The sequence below is a fragment of the Halomarina oriensis genome, from assembly GCF_009791395.1.
Lineage (GTDB): Archaea > Halobacteriota > Halobacteria > Halobacteriales > Haloarculaceae > Halomarina > Halomarina oriensis.
In genome coordinates this window covers 1-17,969 of sequence record NZ_WSZK01000020.1, presented here as the reverse complement: position 1 = coordinate 17,969, position 17,969 = coordinate 1, and the positions used below count along the sequence as shown (strand labels likewise).

11 protein-coding genes are annotated in these 17,969 nt (G+C 58.9%); 2 read left to right on the top strand and 9 right to left on the bottom strand.

The genetic code is table 11. The annotated features are described in order from the left end of the window. Positions 1-769 precede the first annotated feature (769 nt). A complete protein-coding gene (locus GQS65_RS12530; protein ID WP_158204989.1) occupies positions 770-946 on the bottom strand; it encodes a hypothetical protein in 177 nt (58 codons plus the stop codon). A 480-nt stretch (positions 947-1,426) separates the two neighbouring features. Further along, positions 1,427-1,687 (bottom strand): hypothetical protein, encoded by a 261-nt coding sequence (locus GQS65_RS12525; RefSeq protein ID WP_158204988.1) that lies wholly within the window; start codon positions 1,685-1,687, stop codon positions 1,427-1,429. Positions 1,688-1,853: 166 nt separating this feature from the next. Between GQS65_RS12525 and GQS65_RS12520 the strand changes: the two genes are divergently transcribed. Next, positions 1,854-2,072, top strand: a complete 219-nt coding sequence (locus GQS65_RS12520) for a hypothetical protein (protein ID WP_158204987.1) — start codon at positions 1,854-1,856, stop codon at positions 2,070-2,072. Between the two features lie 129 nt (positions 2,073-2,201). Beyond that, on the top strand, positions 2,202-2,402 hold the full coding sequence (locus GQS65_RS12515; protein ID WP_158204986.1) for a hypothetical protein: 201 nt from the start codon (positions 2,202-2,204) through the stop codon (positions 2,400-2,402). Between the two features lie 876 nt (positions 2,403-3,278). Here GQS65_RS12515 and GQS65_RS12510 read toward each other — a convergent pair. The 7 genes from GQS65_RS12510 to GQS65_RS12480 all read right to left on the bottom strand — a co-directional run. Further along, positions 3,279-6,188, bottom strand: a complete 2,910-nt coding sequence (locus GQS65_RS12510) for a helicase-related protein (protein WP_158204985.1) — start codon at positions 6,186-6,188, stop codon at positions 3,279-3,281. Positions 6,189-6,192: 4 nt separating this feature from the next. Further along, positions 6,193-6,660, bottom strand: coding sequence for a group I intron-associated PD-(D/E)XK endonuclease (locus GQS65_RS12505; protein ID WP_158204984.1), 468 nt, complete (start codon positions 6,658-6,660; stop codon positions 6,193-6,195). A gap of 135 nt (positions 6,661-6,795) precedes the next feature. After that, positions 6,796-8,958: a BREX-5 system phosphatase PglZ gene (gene pglZ / locus GQS65_RS12500; RefSeq protein WP_158204983.1), complete on the bottom strand. Its 2,163-nt coding sequence runs from the start codon at positions 8,956-8,958 to the stop codon at positions 6,796-6,798. Positions 8,959-8,960: 2 nt separating this feature from the next. Next, the gene (gene pglX / locus GQS65_RS12495; protein WP_158204982.1) at positions 8,961-13,280 is read right to left on the bottom strand and encodes a BREX-5 system adenine-specific DNA-methyltransferase PglX; all 4,320 of its coding nucleotides are present in this window, start codon (positions 13,278-13,280) and stop codon (positions 8,961-8,963) included. 81 nt (positions 13,281-13,361) lie between these two features. Further along, positions 13,362-17,171, bottom strand: a complete 3,810-nt coding sequence (locus GQS65_RS12490; protein WP_158204981.1) for a hypothetical protein — start codon at positions 17,169-17,171, stop codon at positions 13,362-13,364. Further along, complete coding sequence (locus tag GQS65_RS12485; RefSeq protein ID WP_158204980.1) at positions 17,168-17,758, bottom strand: BREX protein BrxB domain-containing protein; 591 nt, start codon at positions 17,756-17,758, stop codon at positions 17,168-17,170. Before GQS65_RS12485 ends, GQS65_RS12490 begins: the two co-directional genes overlap by 4 nt. After that, positions 17,755-17,969, bottom strand: a 215-nt coding sequence (locus GQS65_RS12480) for a hypothetical protein (RefSeq protein ID WP_158204979.1), incomplete at its 5' end; no start/stop codon positions are given. The genes GQS65_RS12480 and GQS65_RS12485, both read right to left, overlap by 4 nt.

Sequence of the window (17,969 nt, the reverse complement as noted above, 5' to 3'; positions counted from 1 at the left end):
TTGTGTTAGACCCACGCTCTCTGTCTAACAATTCCGGCAATCGATGCGAACTATTCCTTCCACGCCGGTTCGGAGTGATTCAGCTGTTAGACACGTGCCGCGAGTCTAACGCTCAGCGTCCCGAAAGCATTTGATTACACAATTGTTAGATTCGAATCATGCCCTCTCGACGGAGATTCGTCCAATTGACCAGCACCTCGGTACTCGCCTCCCTTGGGGGGTGTGCCACACGCAACACGCCATCGAATCGAACTACGACGGTTCGTAGAGCGTCTACGCGACCGCCGTCCACGTTCACTGACCGCATTGATGTCATCATTCTGAACGAGGCTCAATCTTCCCAAGACGTCACGCTCACCGTCGCCAGCGAACGAGAGCAGATATTCAGTCAAACAGTCCATGTTGGTGGGAACGGCGGTAAGCAAGTCGTCTCTCCCGGCATTGACGAACAGGGAATGTACGAGTTTTCAGTTGCACTATCCGACGAGCGAACCCACACTCGCCGCTTCTCCATTGGGGACTATCACCTTCAGAACGGGTCGGATATCGGCGTTGAGATTGGTGAAGAAGTACGGTTCTTGATAGAGGAGTGACGCTCAATACAGCGAGATTTTGGGGGCTATGGTTTCGCATTGAACCCTTAATGTGCATCCGAAGTCGCTCTGTTAGACTCACGCTCTACGTCTATCAATACAGGCAACCAGTGAGATGGGGTTGATTTCACACCGAACCGTGGTGACACAGCTGATAGGTACGTGCCGCGAGTCTATCAGTTCGTGGCCGGAGCCAGTCGGACGAATTCGGCCTCGTATAGGGACTCCGGCGGCGACCCACAGATACTGCATCCTTCGATGTCAACGCCGTGGCGAAGGGCCTCGGCAACGAGGCTGGCCAGTTGTCGTTCGAAGTCCTCTTCGGTCGTCACGGGGAGGTCTATCGAATTCATGCGGTCACTACCGTAGAATCGCGGATACCGATTTCCTTCGCTACCAATACTCTTTATATACATATGACAGATTGACACTGCTGGTAGACCCACGCTCTCTGTCTAACGATTGCCGGTATTGGTAGCCTGTGCCGTCTGTGTATCGAGTGGTTGTCGATTAGAAATTGAATCGCAGGTCCTCTGTGGGACGATTTTAGCGGGGAACAGGTGGGGTGATGCAGGTGCCTCTGACAAATCGTAACCTGCGTACTGATGTACGAATCGCAATCATGTATGAGTTTCGGTATATTCAATGGTATATCATTATGGCACTATCTGGTGAGCGACCGTCAGGACTTTGAATCATTATCTCCGGGTTCGGCTGATAGACCCACGCTCTGCGTCTAACAATACCGGCAATCAATGCGACCAGTTTCTTTCACACCGATTCAGAGAGACTCAGCTGTTAGAGTTATGCCGCGAGTCTCCCAGTCGGTTCGTTCAAAGGAGGTCGACGAGCGCCCCGATACCAAATCCGATTCCAAGGGAAATCGCTGATGTGGCAAGCTGCCGGTCAGTGGCTCGAAACACGCCCGAGAGCAATACGGCCACCGAACAGCCAAACAGGGCTCCATATACGAATCCGCCATCAGTGGCGGCCGAGGCGGGAGTCAACAGCAGCTCAACCGCGAGAAGGCCACCGAGTCCGAGAACGAAGAGCGCACCGTCTCGCCATGGCCTCCGCGCTTGGCGGTCGATCATACAATCGATACCTGTCGCAGCCTCAATAAATCCTGATACCGTCTCCGTCGCCTCGGCTGCAATAGACATACACTCTCTATCTACCGAATGGGGTGAGTGAGCGACGCGTGGTGCCGGTTTAACACCCCGGCGGAATACCTTTCGTGTGTTGTCACATCTCTGGGACATGGACCCGCTGACAGCGTACAGTGGCCTGTTCCTCCGTATTGGCCTCTACCTCGTGGTCTTCTGGCCGACTGTCGGCTACTACGTCTACCAGGACTCGAAACAGCGAGACGCGTCTTCACCACGGCTGAGAGGCGCTCTCTACGGCTTCTTTGGCGTCGCAGGGCTGTTCGTCTACCTCGCGCGGAGAGAACGAACGAAAGAAACTCCGAGTCGATAGCCCCCACGCGCTCTGTGTACTAAGCGGACCATGTGAGCGACGCGTGCCGCGAGTGTATCAGCGACTCACCACGGAACGAGCCTTCCTGTCTGTACGAACACTAATAGCATCGGGAGGGATTGATACGGCATGCAACACTCAGCGACGATTGATTCCTCGGCGGCGACCTCCGCTGCTCTGTACGCCGCCGTCGTCTTCGCGGGCTTTGTGCTGATGGGGCTTGTTGGGCAATCGGTCCTCAACGACGTCGACGTCGTTCGAGCCGTTGTGGTCTCCGGAGCGGTGAGCGTGGCCGTTGGCGTCGGTATCTATCGACGCTCGAAACGATAGGTCCACACTCTCTTCCCTAACAATACCGGCGATCGAGGTGGGTTGGGGGAGTGCTATCCTGAGGAGCCTGCCAAGGGACAACTCGAGTCGTCGAGACAGCGTCGTTAGCCAGCGACCACAGACTGACCGACGAGAGGTGCAGTCCGCCGAGCGTATGGCTCATCGAACTCCGACCCTCGGCTGCGAATTTTCGCGCGCTGTGAATATAGCGGCATACGATATACGGCTGTTTGGCCCCACGAGCGAAGGTAAAGATTGTTACCAGCAACTGTAGCACTCTTTGAGCCGGTAGTCAAATCGCAATACTGCGCGGGAATGGCGATTGTTATCTGCTACAGTGGCACTACATTCCTGGCCAAAAAATGTTCTGTGGTAATATTTCTACGGTGAGACTCGTCGGCCCACCGGCTAAATTATAGTTCAGTCACACTATCGCGGTTGGCCAGCACATGAGCATATACTCCGTAGGATGCCCGGTGGTGATCGAGCCATGCCAGGTAGTCGCGTGAGTTCTGGAGACCGATGGGACACTCGAGAGATACGTCTCCAGCCACCCGCTCGAACTTCTCGCCGTGCTAATCTGCTATCTGCTCGCATTCGCGTTCGTAATTTGGCCGGCCATCAAGTCGATTACTGGCTTCGAGACCCTGTCCGCTCCGGGGCGCCCGGGCAGTCTCGAGCGGAACTGGGGGCTGGTCACGAAACCACAGGGGTGGCTGCTCTGTCTCGGCTACGTGCTGACCCACCTCACGTACCCGTCCGTCCGTGCGCGCCTCGCTGGCGAATCGGTCGACGACTACTGGAGATAGTAGTTACCGGATGCTACACTAGCGTCCGTTGATATTTTTCGAGCGACCCGTAACTATCTCAGGGGTCTCAGATTGGGACGACGAGACAGACGTTTTCGACCTCCGGCGCGACTGAGACGACCTGGGCCTTCCGCTGGAGCTCTTTTCGTCGCGCTTCGATTCGTGCTTCTAGTCGCGTCAATCGCTCGCGCTGACCACGAATGGCGATATCCATGTCCGACCCGGCCTCAGCTTTCTGTTCGTAGTCGTCGATGAAGCGCTCGATTCTGTCCTGTTCTGCGTCGGCGTAGTCCTCGAGATCACGGCGCTCTTGCTGTGTTTCCTCACGTCGTCGCTGTTGGAGGTCACTTCGAAGGGTCCGGATCTGTTGGCTGATGTATCGATCGGCAACTTCCCGTAGTTCCTCTCGCTGCTCAAGCAGCGACCGAGCGACCCCGTCATCGGGAGCGGCCGTGATGCTATCGCCCTCGACGACTCGCTGCCCAAGTCGCTGTTGTGGATCTCGGTGTGCGGCATCGACGAACACCGGTGTCATCTCCTCGTGGACCACCTCACCGGCTCCGTCCTCGAACCGAAGCCGGTAGTTGAACGTGACACCGGGGTCGTCAACGAACGGGAGGAGCTTGATACCGACCGTTCCGTGCTCGCTTGCGAGTACTTCGTCCATTACCTCTTGGACCAACTCCGCATCGGGTGCGAGGTATTCGATGCCGTCGTAGTCCATCGCGAACTCCCGGTCGAACGTGAACGGACCGTACGGGTCGTCCCTGCCCTGCCGGCGAATGGATTCGGGGAGCTCAGCTCGATAGAGGTTGTTCCCAGCTTTCTCCATCGTGCCGCCGAGGGCGGTGAGCCCTCTGTCGACGAACCTTCGAATGTCTGCCTCGGTCCCGTAGGTGTCCTCCGAGTGGTCCATGACCTCTCGAATCTTCGCCCGGCTCTCCTGGTCGAACGTACTGGTGTCGATGAGGCTGCGCTCGTACCAGTCGGCGAGGGTCTGCTGGCGTTCGTCAATGAGTGCTTCGAGCTCTTCGGTGGTCGCACTCGCTGGCTGTTCATTCCGGATGGAATCCATAATCAGCGAGTCGACGTCGATGTCGTCGAGCATCCCCAGAACGTCCGCCGTATTCCCCAACTGTCCTCGAATGGCTTCGACCTTCTCCTGGAGCAGCTCGAAGACCTCACTCTCGCGGGTATCTTCGAACGAGAAGTTCCAGACTTTGACTTCCTTCTCTTGGCCGTACCGATGGAGTCGACCGATGCGTTGTTCGAGGCGGTTCGGGTTCCACGGCAGCTCGTAGTTGACCATGATGTGGCAACTGTGCTGAAGGTCGATTCCCTCGCTCGCTGCATCAGTCGCGAACAACAATCGCGACTGGCCGTGGTTGAATTCCTCTTCGATACGTGCACGATCGTCCTTGTCCACGCCGCCGTGGATGACGAGAATCTCGTCAGCCCACGGTTCATCCTTGACGAGTTCGAGGATGTAATCAAGCGTATCGCGGTACTCGGTGAACAGGAGGACCTTCTCATCAGGCTGTTCTTCGAGCAGTTGCTGGATGTAGCGTCGGACCTTCTGCGCTTTCGAGTCGACCGGGATGCCCTCCGCGAGCGCCACGAGGTCACGCAGGGTTTCGATCTCTTCTTCGAGTTGAGCGTCGCTCTCGGTGATCGTCAGTCCCGCAAGCTCCTGTTCGGCGTGTTGTTGGTCGGCTTCGTCGAGGTCTTCACCTTCGAGATACGCCGTCGCTTCCGCAGAAAGGGCCGTCCCCGACGCCTGTTGTTCGACAATGTTCGAGAGGCGACGACTGAGCGTCGCTTTGATCGCCCCGATGCTGCTCACCAGCCGCTTTTGCATTAACGCCATGGCGAACCCGACGGCGGGTTCGTTGAGTCGCTCCGAGCGGTTGAAGACGTGTTTGACGTAGTCCGTGACCGCACGATAGAACTGGCGCTCCTCGTGAGTCATCTCGACCGGGATGGTCCCGACCTCCCGATTCGGGAAAATGCGCTCGCCGTTGTCGTCGTAGATGGTCTGCTTGCCTCGGCGCATCATCACCCGGTCCACTGCCTCTTTCGAGAGGTCCTGGTCTTCAGCGACGAGGAACGGGTCGACGTACTCGATGAGTGAACGGAACGCATCGCCTTTCCCGTCGTGCGGTGTCGCGCTCAGGAGGAGTAGTGAGTCGGAGTTGTCGGCGACTCGACTGACCATCTTCGAGGTCTTGCTCGGTGACTCCCCGCGCTTGGCCGCCTTGTGGGCCTCGTCAACCACCACGACATCCCAGAACGCCTCGTCGAGTTGCGCTTGGAACTCCTCCTGCCGGAGGAAGGCCATGCTCGTGACCATTCGCTGCTGGTCTTGATTCCAGATGTTGGCCTCCTCGCCAAGCCGGCGTCGTTCGCCATCGACCCACTGGCGGTCGGCCGGTATGAGCGAGATGTCGAAGAAGCGGTCCATATCACGAATCCACTTCTTCTGGAGGTGTGCGGGAACGACGAACAGGACTCGGTCTGCGCGGTTTCGTGCGGTGAGTTCCTTGAGGATGAGGCCGGCCTCGATAGTCTTTCCCAACCCGACGTCGTCGGCGATGAGCGCGCGCTGACGGAGCTTCTGCATCACCCAGTTCACACAGGCGAGTTGATACGGTTCGAGACGAACGAGCGAGTTCGAGATACTCAGCAGTTGGCCCTGTCCGTGAGCGATTTGGAGTTGGAGTGCCTGCGACCGGAGATCGAACCACTCGGCAGAGACCGCCTCATGGTCGGGATGGAGTCGGTCGGCCGTAGTTGGGTCAAGTGCGTCGAACTGTTCGAGCCTCTGCTCTATCTCGACGTCGTCAACGCAGACCGTCTTGACGCCGACGTCCTCGACGTAGGCCCGCAGATACCCGAGGTCGCCGACGGAGTATGTCTTGATGACCTCGGCGGGATTGTCGTTGAGGCGGATTGTGGCTCCCGGGTTGAGTGAGTCCATATCGTTAGATGGTATCTGGATTCTGTCCCGTGTCTTCTGCGTCCAGGGTCACAGTTTGGTCTTGCAGGTTTGAGAGTGCTCGATCGAAAGTGTAGTCGTCAATAAGGTTGGCGACACCCGCATTGTGCTCTGTCATCTCGTCTCTGCCTTTCGCATTCACTCTGAACTCGTTTGAGCCGACTTCACCAAATGTCGCATAGAACACTTTGTCCTCCTTGACCACGTAGCCGGCAAACAGGTCGACTTGACCTGCTTCATATCGATCTGTGAATATACGATATTTCCAGGGTGTCTTGGTTATCTGGTTGGCCTTCTTGACCTGTACTCGCAGGAGATGATCGTCTTTGTCTGCGACCAAGTCGTATTTGTACTGGCCGTGGGTGTACGAGACTCGACAGTCGTTCCTAACGAGATCTGCAGCAACTGCGAACTCAGCCAACTCGCCATCAACATGACCGGTGTTCCGACTCATAATCTCGAAGCGATGGCTTGGGCGTGACTATGCTGCGCCTTTCGATGTGAGTGAGTAACGGCTGACATAGGACGATGGATATCTGTTACGACCAAATCTGGTCTTATCAATCTTCGTGAGGAAAGGGTGTGGCCGTTACTCCTGTGTGATGGTGACGAAGTTCAGCACGAACTCTTGGGGGAGAACGCCGCCGTGATAGAACCGAGCGTCCGGCAGGCCCTGGTTTCGGAACCGCTGGATCGGGTCGGAGAGGATGCTGACCTTGGCGTCATCGTCGAGATATCCCAGATGTGCGTTGCTGTCGAGGAGCGCACCCGGAGCATCGTCGCCGAGATTGGCTCCTGCGACCCATCTCCGGGTCACCTGCTCGGCGGTGTCCGGCGGGTAGATATCGTCGATGTCGACGTGCTCGGGGAGCGAGACGAACCCGTGGTCGGAGAGGATGTATGCCCGGTCCCACTCCCCCTTGTCGAGCTTCTCACAGATGATTCGCGAGATCGTGTCGATGCGGTCGCTGAACAGGTCCTCGAAGTCTGTCAGCTCTTTCTCACCGGTTTCGTCGATATCGTTCCAGTAGTACGCGACGCGGGTACTGCTCCACCCGACGTCGTCGTTGGCGTCCTGCATGATGTAACTCCAGCCGTCGTTTTCGAGCAGGGCCTGCCGGCGGTGGTTGGTAATCTCCTGCCCGTTTCGTTCGGGGACGAGTGTGCCGTCTCGCACTCCGATGCTGAAGCTGAACTTGCTCCCCGGCGTGAGCGCGGCTTTCCCGAACTCGGTGTCGGATGGGAGCGTCCCGACCCAGGTGTTCTCCTCGACCTCCAGCCCGGTCAGTTCATGGCGAATCGACTCCGCGAGTTCGTGTGCGAGGTCGAAGCGCAACGCGTCGACGATGAACAGCGCGACGCTCTGGCCACTCTGGATGTGTTCGTGTTCTTCGGCGAAGAACTGGTGAGCGTGACGTTCACCGACAAATGGCGAGCCACCCTCGATTTGGTCAGCAACGAGGTCACCAAGGTCACTGAGGTATTCGAGATAGCGCGACTCGACTAGCGATGAACGCAGGCCGTCGAGCGTCGCCGTTGCCGGGTGTTCCTCGGGGAGGTCGGTCTCCGGCTCGCCCGAGACGATGAGGTTGAACACAGCGTGGTCGATTTGCCAGGTCCCGGTCTCAACGTTGCCGTACAGGTCGACGACGTCGCTGCTGTCGCCTCGTTCCTCCCATGTTTCGAGTTCAGCTGCCAGCGTTGCTACATCGATTGCTTGGTTCCAGACGGCTGCCCAGGGCGTCTCGCCGTAAATCTTCTCCAAGCGTTCGTGTCGCTGTGTCGCCTGGGTCATACATGTCTCGTACTCGCCAGCACGGAACGACCGTGTCCACTCATCCCAGAGCCGTGCTTCGAGTGAGGCGTCGACAGGACAGTCGGCGAGGTCCCACGGGTCGTCGTACGTCCGGAGGACATCGTGCCAGAATCGTTGGCTGGGATCGAGGTAGACGGCCGCCAGTTTTGTCTTGCGTTCGGTCTTACTCAGTAGCGACTGAAGTTCGGGTCGGTAGATTCCGATGCCCGTATCGGGTTCAGGGCGGTACTGCTCGTCGAGCAACGACTCTTCGAGTCCTGCATCGACGAGCCACTCGGCGACGGCCCACCGTCTGGTCTCTTCGACGATAGCGTGAGCGTTGGTCTCACCTTCGACGGCCGTGACACCGTTTTCGACGAGGAGGTCACGGAGTTCGAGCAGCTTGTCTTTCTGGGGGAGGTTCTCGGTCCCGTGCTCGAGGACGAACTGGATCGGGTCCTCGTGGCCGTCCAGCACGATCTTCGTCTGCAGACCACGAAGTGACGGCAGCCCCCCCTCGCCGTTGAGTTCCTCGTAGAGCGCCTGGGCAACGGTTTCGCGGTTCTCGGCACCTTCGTAGGCGGTACGAATCGTCGCCGCCTGGAGCCGGTCGTTCTCGAAGCATTGTGCGGCGAGCTTGCCGATGTGTTGTTCGAGGACTGCGCCGGTGTGTTCAACGTCTTTGAACCAGTCGATGACGTCTCCGTCGTCGTCCTTCCGAGATCGCGGGACGTACCACACCGTTCGCTCGCGTGGGGCGTCCGTGCGCAGTTCCAACGGCGAGTGTTCGGCCGCATGAAATGCACACCCGAGTTGTGTGCTTGCGGTCTGAACGATGTCACGGAGGTAGCCACCGTCGTCCCACCAGAGGACGACTGGCTCGTCGTCAGCCGCTCGGTCGATGGCGCTCTCGATGGCGTCCTGCGCGCACTGTGGGAGTGTCTTCGTTGCCGGCATTGTCAGAGCACGTTCTTGTCGACGGTCTTCGGGACGATTTCCGCCCGAGCGAGTGGTGTGATATTGATTTCAACACCGTGCTTGTGGTTCGGTTGATAGCCTTCGGTCGTGATCTCCGAGAGCGCACGGTCGCTCCAATCCGACGGAATCCGCTTGTCGATGGACTGGCAGCGGTCATCGATCTCCTCTGCTAAGGCCTTGAACTCGGCCAACGGGGGAAGGCCATCAACGTCCACGACAGCCTCGTCGTCGGCTATGGCTTCAAGGAATTCCTCGTCAAGAACCGAGGGGTCGTCGAGACCGGTCGCGAGCGTGGCAAGCAGCCGTTCGTCGTCGGTCAGCGTTTCGAACGGTTGGCCGTCCTCGTCGAGGAGGTCAGCCCCCTCGCGCTCGAAGTAGTAGGTCATGAACAGGATGCCCGTGCTGGAGTAGTGGTCCGACCCCTTGAGTCGCCAGTTGAAGTAATCGAAGAGGTCAGCGAGGTGTGCTTCGACGGACTCGTCGGCGGGTTTGGCATACTCTCCACATGCGCGTTCGAGTTCACCGAGCGCGTCGAGCCACTCCTCGTGCCACTCGTCGACGGCGTTCCAGAAGTTGTCCGAGAAGGTGTCTTTGAACCACGCTTCGCCCTTTCGCTCGCGTAGTTCCGCCAGCGCCTCCACGCGCTGTTTGGTTTCTTCGCGGAACACGGCCACTTTCGGCGCAAGTTCTTCAACGAGTTGGCGGTCCTCGTCGTCGAAGTCACGCTCGTCGGTGCTCCCCAGATCCTGAAGCACCTCTTCGAGGACGCTGATCTGGTTGAGTCCGCTCGCACAGCGTTCGTACTGCTCGGCGGCCTCTGCTTGCTCACTCGTTGAGAGAGATTCGTCGCCCCGACGGCGGTTCGCGGCACTGCGGCGCTCTCGGAGTTCGGCTTTCCGAGGTTCGAGATACTGGTTGCTGAGTCGATCGAACAGCCCCGCATCGAGACCGTGGTAGTCGAGGAAACACGCGAACCCCTCGCCCGTCGAGTCGGCGATGAGCCGTTCAGTGGTGAGTTTCCAGAGGATGGGTGTGTTCTCCATCGTCTGGACGTGGTAGTCGAACAGGTCTTGAGCGACGAACGCCCGCAGGTTGGGGTACGCCTCCTCGGCAGCGGACCGCGCCCCGAGAATCTCGTCGACCTCGGCGAGACGGTCCTCAGCGTACTCGCCGTACGTGTCTTCGAAGCGCTCGACGACGCGGTCGAGCATGTCGGCCTGGCCGTTGATAGAGTGGAGGGGGACGATACCGTCGTCCTCCTCACGGACGGCCCCTATCGCGAAGTGGTGGACAAGGTCCTTGACCTGCTCGTCGATGTTCTCGGGAACCTCGGGGACGGATTCGGGGTCGGGGATTTCCCGGTCTTCGGGCGACTCTGAGGTTCTGAGGAAGATCTCCTGATGAATTTGGCCCTGTGTTTCTTTGGATATATCAAGTGCATCGTAAATGAGATTGTCTGCATCGTTCGATAGGTCTTCCAGTCGCTTATGCTGGCGAAGGTCACCTACTCTAACCTCCCGCGCGGAAACCGAAATCTGAGAGCTAGGCTCGATACTAGTACGGTCGACATCGAACTCCTTGCTAATCGTCTCTGCGTGCGGATGGCCGTAGACGAATCCTTCGTTTTCGGTGGTCGGGAGAAGGGATGGAGCACGGTAGTACGGACTTACAGTCTCTGAGAACCGTTGTTTTAGAACTGCCTGATATTGCTCTTCTGCTATTTCTTCCAACTCCTCGATTTCATCCAGTTCTTCAATCCAGGGTACGCTCCCGACTTCACCCGCATTCCAGTGTCGCTCTGTCGTGAGTGACAGGAACAAATTATGATAGAGGCTGGAGTTCAATACAGACATCATATGCCATAGAGACCGGTCGTCACGTGGGAAGAGCATGAACCCGGTGTGACTGAACAGACCTCCTGGATAATACCCAAACCGCCGCCCAGTCTCCTTGATGTAGGTCCATGTAAGTCCCGGTTCACCGTACATCTCCTGGTTCGGTATCCGAACCGAGTTTCCAGAGCGTTTCAATGTGCGGCCACTGTGCTCCCAATTTATCGTTTCAGTAACCGAGGGAATAATCCACGCATCGGAACCACCCTTAGAAATCGGTTCAAATTGGAGGATTTCGGTTACTTCCCAGTGATGTCTTGCGAATCGCTCATCGTCTCCTGTTAGTAGCCCCGGGATTGCCTGACATGTCGAGCTACTTTCAACTCCGGCGTGTTCCGCGTCAATCTTCGTTTCGTGAGCATGAAGCTTCCTGACATCGCGTGGAGTTGAGTAGCAAATCGGCGTACGTGGAATCTCTGCGAATTCACTTAGGTCAATCTCGAACAATCTCTTGACCGAGTCTGATTGTCCGGAAATCAACTGGGCAAATCGCTGCTCTTTCTCTTCTGCTTCTAGATCGTGAAGTCGGAGGAACGTACCTGATGGTGATGAATCAATACCTGATCGAACAACCGTCCCAACTGTCCGTACTGTAGCGTTATCAAGTACTCCGATGCCGTATTCTGCAAGAAAGTCGAAACTACCTTCAGACCCGATGAAGTCAGAACGGAACCTGGAGAACCGACCTTTGTACATGAAATAACGAGGCACCAGCATCCCGATTCGTCCACCTTCTTTCGAGAGGCGGTCACACACTTCAAAGAAATTTATGTAGAACTCAGCGGAGTATTTGTAGTGGCCTTCGACGTAGTTCTGAACGATATCGGGCATCCGATTCTGCGACCCATACGGTGGGTTCATCAGCGCCACGTCGTAGTCTTGTGCCAGGATGTCCAACAACCGGACGAAGCTCCGGAGGTCCTGGGCGAGGAACGAGTCCGACTCCCGGTGTTCTTCGACCGCTTCACGGAGGTTGTGAAGCACCTGCCCGAGTGTATGGCTCTCTCGTGGGTCGTCCGTGAGTGTAATCTGAACGCCTTCGGTGTCGCTGTCGTCCTCGAACAGGTCACCGAGCGTTCCGCGCACGTCGAGCAGGCTCCCGAGTCCGTGAACCTCCTCGAAGGCGTCAAGGATGCGACGAAGCGCGTCTTCGACTTTCGGGTCGTCACCGGCCACCTCGTCGAACACTGCTTCGACACCATCGATGTCGGCGACAGATGAGTCCGCACAGACGATGCCGACTCCAGGCATGTCGAAGCCGTCGGCGCCTTCTGCCTCGGCGCGGGTCCGGCCCTTCAGGTACAGATTGAACGCCGCGAGCTGACACGCTCGCATGTCGAGGTCAACGCCGTAGAGGTTGTGTTGGACAATCTCGCGTGGAATCTCCTCGCGGGGCAGGTTCGTCTCGGCACGCCAGATGCGCTCCAGCACGTCAAAGGCGTACAGCAGGAAGTGGCCACTCCCACAGGCCGGGTCGATGACGCGAAGCTCCTTCGGATGGTCAAAGTCGGTCGGCTGACCCTCGTCTTCTGAGGGAACGAGGTAGGTACAGAAATCAGCGATGTTCGGCGATTCGTCGGGGGGGAGTGGTCGGTTCTTGCGCTCGTCCGGAGAGAACGCTTCCTGTGCTTCAACGACGTCTTGCAACTCGCCGGTGTGTTCGAGATAGAGCTTCCCCAGCGAGTTGTCGGTGAGCATTCGGACGACCCAGTGCGGCGTGTAGAACTGGTTCGCCGGCGGAACGTCCATCGGGTCCAGACCGACGCGGTCACCTTTCCGGCGCAGGTCGTCGAGGAGCTTGGTGTTGTAGTACTCGTAGACCCACCCGAGGACGTCGTCAGCACGCCAGACCTCGTCGGGGACCGAATCGAGCATCTCACAGAGTTCCTCGAAGGTGTCGTCGTCCGGGTCGACCAGACTGTAGGCCGTCGAGCGGTCGAACAGGATCTCGATCTCGTCGGCCAGGTCGTCACATACGTTGTGATAGGCCTCGAGGATGGCCTGGTCTTCGAGGAGGAACTCCTCGTGGACGAGCGTCTCCGCCGCGGGGGTCAGCCCGTTGTCCTTGAAGACGGTGACCTCCTCGTCGACGAAGTCACGCACCTCCATGCATCGCAGGGCGGCCAGTCGGTTGACGATGGTGTAGCCGACGCCCGTGACGTACTGCTCGAAGGCTTCGTCCCACGACTGGTCCTCGGTACCCTCTAGCTCGATGGCTTCGACGAGGTCTCGGCCATCGTCACCGAGCGAGTCGACGCCTTCAGGGTTGTCGTCGAGGCCCTTCTGGGTGAGTTGGTAGCGAACGTTGTCCTCGACCCGTTCACGAAGCGCTTCGACGACGTCTTCGAGATGTTCGCGCTCCGCCTTGTCTAGCTGCGCCTTTCGGTGAGAGAGTGAATCGCTTGCCATAGAACGAATCGATGTATGCCATCATCGAGTGACAGTATTGACTTAACCCTGCCGAAGGTTCCCCCCGTCGCCGCCTGTCGATTACGCGTCGTCCTCGATGATGACGACGCTGCCATCGTCGGCGTCGTCCAGTGTGTCTTTGACAGTTCGAATCCGCTCCAGCAGCGCCTCCGCTTCGTCCAGAAGCGCTCGCGCTCGTTCATCGGTCGGCCGGTCATCCGCATCGACCATGCCGGTCACGGTGTCGGTGAGGTCGGCGTTCGGGAGTTCCGTTCGAAGCTCCTCCGCTCTGGCCTGCAGTTGTGCCCAGACGTCGTCACCGCCAATGATCGGCATGTCGATGAGCCGCTGGACGGTCTTACGCGACGGTGGCTGTGAACGAGCCAGCCCGGCCTCGACCGACCGCGTCGTCGGCGACTCCGGATGTTCCTCGCGGAGCGTCTCGTATCTCGCTTCCAACTTCGACCACGGACTCGGGGTACCACGGAGAATCTCCCGAGCGTTCTCGTAAGATGCTAGCTGCTGGTCGACGGACGACACAACGAAGTCCGACTCTTCGAGCTCGCCACCGTCCCATGCCGTTTCGAACACGGACTCCAGCGCGTCGAACGAGACGCCATCGAACGTGTCGGTGGTGTCGGTAAGCAGCTCACGCACCGCCGATTCGTGGTCGCGAACCCACTCGGTCAGTGCTTCACAGATTGCTTCTGGGTCAGTGGCGTCACACTGCTCGCCCGTCACCCGCCGATACTGCGTCGAGAGTTCGTCGACGCGGTAGCCTGATGCGTCCGCCAACCGTGTGGTGACGGTCTCTGCGGTTGGGACGGTCCCACCCGATGCGGTCGCCCGCATTCGCTCGGTAATCGTCGCGTCGGGATACCGTTCTTCGAGGGTATCCAGCGTCTCGGTGAACTGCGTCCACAGTGCCGTTGCTCCGTCGGACGCGGATTCGTCGAACAGTTCACGCGCGGTCGCGAACGTCTCCGCTTGGGACTGGATGTCTTCTTCGACCAACGACGACGTGGTGAGGTCACCACCGCTGTACGCTGGTTCCAGTGCTGCTTCGAGTGCGTCCAATGAGACGTCGAACTCTTTCGAGACGTCCTTGACCGTCCGTTTGATGAGGGCGCTATTCGCATCGACCCAGTCGGCCAGCTCGGCAACCCACGCGTCTAGGTCACTTCCGTCCGGGTCGTGGCCGAGCAGCATCGAGACGACTGTCCGAACCTCAGTGGGGTCGACCGTATCGACGCCAAACCGGACCTGCAAGGAGGTGAGTCCACCCTTCGTTCGCACCAGCCGGCCGATTGCTGCCGGGTCAGTAACGTACTCGGTGTCTTTCTTGAGTGCGACTTGCTCATTGGACGTCGCCAGCGTGATGAGCAATGCCGCAATCGACTCCTGGGGCGTCCCACGATACGCGCCGTTGGCCGTCTGCGTCTGTTGGAGAACCGTCTCAACGTCGACAGCGGCTTGCGATTCGTACTTGTCGATGAACGCTCGGCACCAGCCGCCGTCGACGATTTCTGCACTCGACCTATCTACTCCCAGCAACACTGCATCGCCATCTGTGAGCGGCCAGTCCCTACTCCCCCGGAAGAACGACGCAAGTGCCTTCGCGTCCTCGACTTCCGTGAGCGGTCGTGCGAGCACCTTCCGCGTCGATCCGAAGACTGCCTCGACTTGGTCCGTGACAACCTCATCAAGAACGCTCGGTCGGTCACCACGCTCCTCATCGACGGTGTGGACTGTCGCATTATCGAGGAGGTCGCTGATCGATGTCTCCAGGCGACGTTTGTCTCTCCGGTGTTCACGCTCGAGTTCCTCGTGACTCTCGGTTTCTTTTCCGAGGACATCGGCCATCCCGAGCACGTTTCGAATCTTCTCCAATGTCGGGTCCGGAACATCGATTGCGACGAGGACGTGTTCACCACCCTCACGACCCTCGTTTACCGTCTGCCAGGTCTCGACCTGCTCGGAGATTGTCTCCGAGTCGCTGGCCAACACCCGAACCTGAATCGCATCGTACTCTGTCGTGGGGGCACGGTCGATTGGATCCAGAATCGAGTACGCGTAGCGTAGTGGAACGAGACGTTCTTCGCCAACGTCGACCTCGTGGCGAGTACCCTCGCTCCGGAAGAAGTCGTCGTTCTCTCTGAGCCGATTCTCCAGCCACGCTTTGAGCTGGTGTGGGGAGATCTCCTCGGCCCTTGTCTGCGCTCGGCTCAGGATACTCTCTTGCTCTTCGGAGACGAGTGTGTACACGTCGTCACCCTGCTCGGTGGTCTCGGTGAGCACCTTCCGCTTGTCGACGAGTGTGTCGAGCGCTGACTGAGTGTCTGCAACCGTCTCCTCTATTGAGTCGCTGACGTCATCGAACATCAGCCGGCCCAGATTCTCCGGCGTCGCTGGCACTGCTGGGGTTTGATTGAGCAAATAGAGCGCTTTCGACACGCGGACTTCCCACGCTGCCTCGTCACCACCGAAGGTCGGAATCAACGTGTTGCTGAGCATCTCTTGGACCCACAGCGGGACGTAATCCGTGTCCTCGACGAGGAGGTCGAACAGTTCGTCCCACGTGACGAGCGCCCCTGCCTCTGCCGACGCCCAGCCGAACTTCGTGAACAGCGACCGGACCAACACGAGCAGCGCTCGGCCTCGAATGTAATCGCGATCTGTCGGTCGGCCCTGGGTGATCAGCTCTTGCATCACTGTCCGGAGCAGCGGCAGGTCGTACTCGCGAAACGGGTAGGCCTCGATTGGGTCGGGGTCGGAACTCCCGACCGACGAGTACGTCTCTAGTGAGAGGTCTGGCATCGTCGAGACAAGCGAGTCGATACTCGTCTTCCCCTCGGGGGTCTTCTGGAGCCAGCGTTTGCGAACGATAATCTCGGTATCGGCCCCTTCGAGCAACACTTGCTGATGTGTCCAGTGGTCGTCCGAGTCCTCGCCGATGAGACTCTCGCGCGTCGCGGGGAGTGAGTACTGCCCGGTCGTCACGACGACCGGATTCGGGCCGTTCTGGAGCGCCTCCATCGTCCGTTCGAACTCACGGTAGCGCTTGGGGCTGTCACCGACGAACAGTGCGACCTCGTCGAGCCCAAGGAGGAGTTCGGTCGACGAGCCCTCCTCGTTCAGCACCGCCGTCGCCGTCTCGATCCGACTGACCAGTTCGTCGGCCTCGAACGATTCGGGGTCGACCCTGGCTTCAGCGTTCTCGATTGACGCTTTCACGCCGTCTCGGTCGTTGAGGTCGGTTCCTGTGGTCTCCGAGAGTGCTGGCAGCGCCCCGTACAGCCATCGGCGCAGTGAGGCCCGCTCGTCCAGAACGTCGTCGAACGACTGGCCATCGTGTGTCGTGGTGCGGAGTGCCTCCCAAACCCCATCGTACTCCATGTCGACGGTCCACGCCCATTCGAGCAACCAGTTCGGATCAGTGGGGTAGCCGAGCTCACGACCGATTGCCTCGAATATCAAGAACGGAAGGGGTGGTTCCTTCGAGGCATCACGGCCGAGCAGGTTCAAGAACACTGGCGTGAGCCGGTCGACGTGTGCGTTGTCGATCGACTGGGCGAGAGTGTCGAATCCCGGCCATTGCTCGGCGAGGTCGTCTCCCAACTGAGCAAACTCCGGGTCCCTATCGGCGACCAGCCCGATGAGCTTCAGCAGGTGTGTCTTCCCCGACCCGAACGTCGCTTCGAGATAGAGGAAGCGAGCGTCCTCTCCCGGGTGCGTTTCGACGACATCGCCCAGCTCTGTGAGGACGCGTCGCGCACTGTCTGTCTCGTGGAACTCAGCGACGTCGGTCGCCGCTTGCTCGCGGGCATTGACCTTCTGGACCTCTTCAAGCGGTCGCGTCGGGTCGCTCCGGAATAACGTCTGAATACTCATTGTTGGAGATGCACCTCCGTGATCGGGGCATCAATTTGATGCGCGGGGTAGTAGTGTCGCGATTCACCGCCGAAGAAGTTCAGCTTCCCACCGACGACCTCACCAGGGAATGGAATACCGATGGTCGACCGGACGTTCTGGCGGTCAAGCTCATCGAGGAGTTCGGATGCCCGGGTGAACGGATAGAGACTGCCGAGATTGAGCAACAAGACGATGTGGCGCTGACTCCGCACGTCGTCTGCGTCGATTTCGTTTTTGAGCATCTCCTCGACCAACTCTTCGGCGAGGCGCTCGCGCAGTGTTGCCTCGATACGTTTCGGTGATGTCTCGTTGCCGAGCGCGACCGCGAGTTCAAACACTCTCGTTCGAGGAAGCAGTTCGTCGAGCCAGATTGGCTGGACAGTTACCTCCTCGTCAATCGTCGGGGACGCTTCGTCACCTGCTGCCCACGAACTGAGCCGGTCAGCCACCCGGTGTTCGAGCGCGGGGTCGACAGCAACGATGACGAACGGGTTCCGGATGCCGGCCTGACCGTCGGCGAACATACAGAGCTTTTCTTTGAACGCCCGATATGGGGAGTCGCTCATCGGATAATCACCTCCGAATCCGTCGTCTCCACGTCCAGTGCTCGGTCCTCAACCAACTGTTCGAGACGTCGGTCGAGTCCGTTCCTGTCGGCCGGGAGCACCCCGATATAGTCCACCTCGTCGGGTCGACGCGCTCCGACGAGGTCGGTAAGCTGATCGAGCCGCTCAGTGAGCCCATCGATGTCGTAGGCGCTCTCCTTGGCGAGGGGGG

Bases quoted from the DNA above. Each gene is read 5' to 3' on its own strand.
- GQS65_RS12530 (WP_158204989.1), bottom strand. From the start codon at position 946: ATGAATTCGATAGACCTCCCCGTGACGACCGAAGAGGACTTCGAACGA.
- GQS65_RS12525 (WP_158204988.1), bottom strand. From the start codon at position 1,687: ATGATCGACCGCCAAGCGCGGAGGCCATGGCGAGACGGTGCGCTCTTC.
- GQS65_RS12520 (WP_158204987.1), top strand. From the start codon at position 1,854: ATGGACCCGCTGACAGCGTACAGTGGCCTGTTCCTCCGTATTGGCCTC.
- GQS65_RS12515 (WP_158204986.1), top strand. From the start codon at position 2,202: ATGCAACACTCAGCGACGATTGATTCCTCGGCGGCGACCTCCGCTGCT.
- GQS65_RS12510 (WP_158204985.1), bottom strand. From the start codon at position 6,188: ATGGACTCACTCAACCCGGGAGCCACAATCCGCCTCAACGACAATCCC.
- GQS65_RS12505 (WP_158204984.1), bottom strand. From the start codon at position 6,660: ATGAGTCGGAACACCGGTCATGTTGATGGCGAGTTGGCTGAGTTCGCA.
- pglZ (WP_158204983.1), bottom strand. From the start codon at position 8,958: ATGCCGGCAACGAAGACACTCCCACAGTGCGCGCAGGACGCCATCGAG.
- pglX (WP_158204982.1), bottom strand. From the start codon at position 13,280: ATGGCAAGCGATTCACTCTCTCACCGAAAGGCGCAGCTAGACAAGGCG.
- GQS65_RS12490 (WP_158204981.1), bottom strand. From the start codon at position 17,171: ATGAGTATTCAGACGTTATTCCGGAGCGACCCGACGCGACCGCTTGAA.
- GQS65_RS12485 (WP_158204980.1), bottom strand. From the start codon at position 17,758: ATGAGCGACTCCCCATATCGGGCGTTCAAAGAAAAGCTCTGTATGTTC.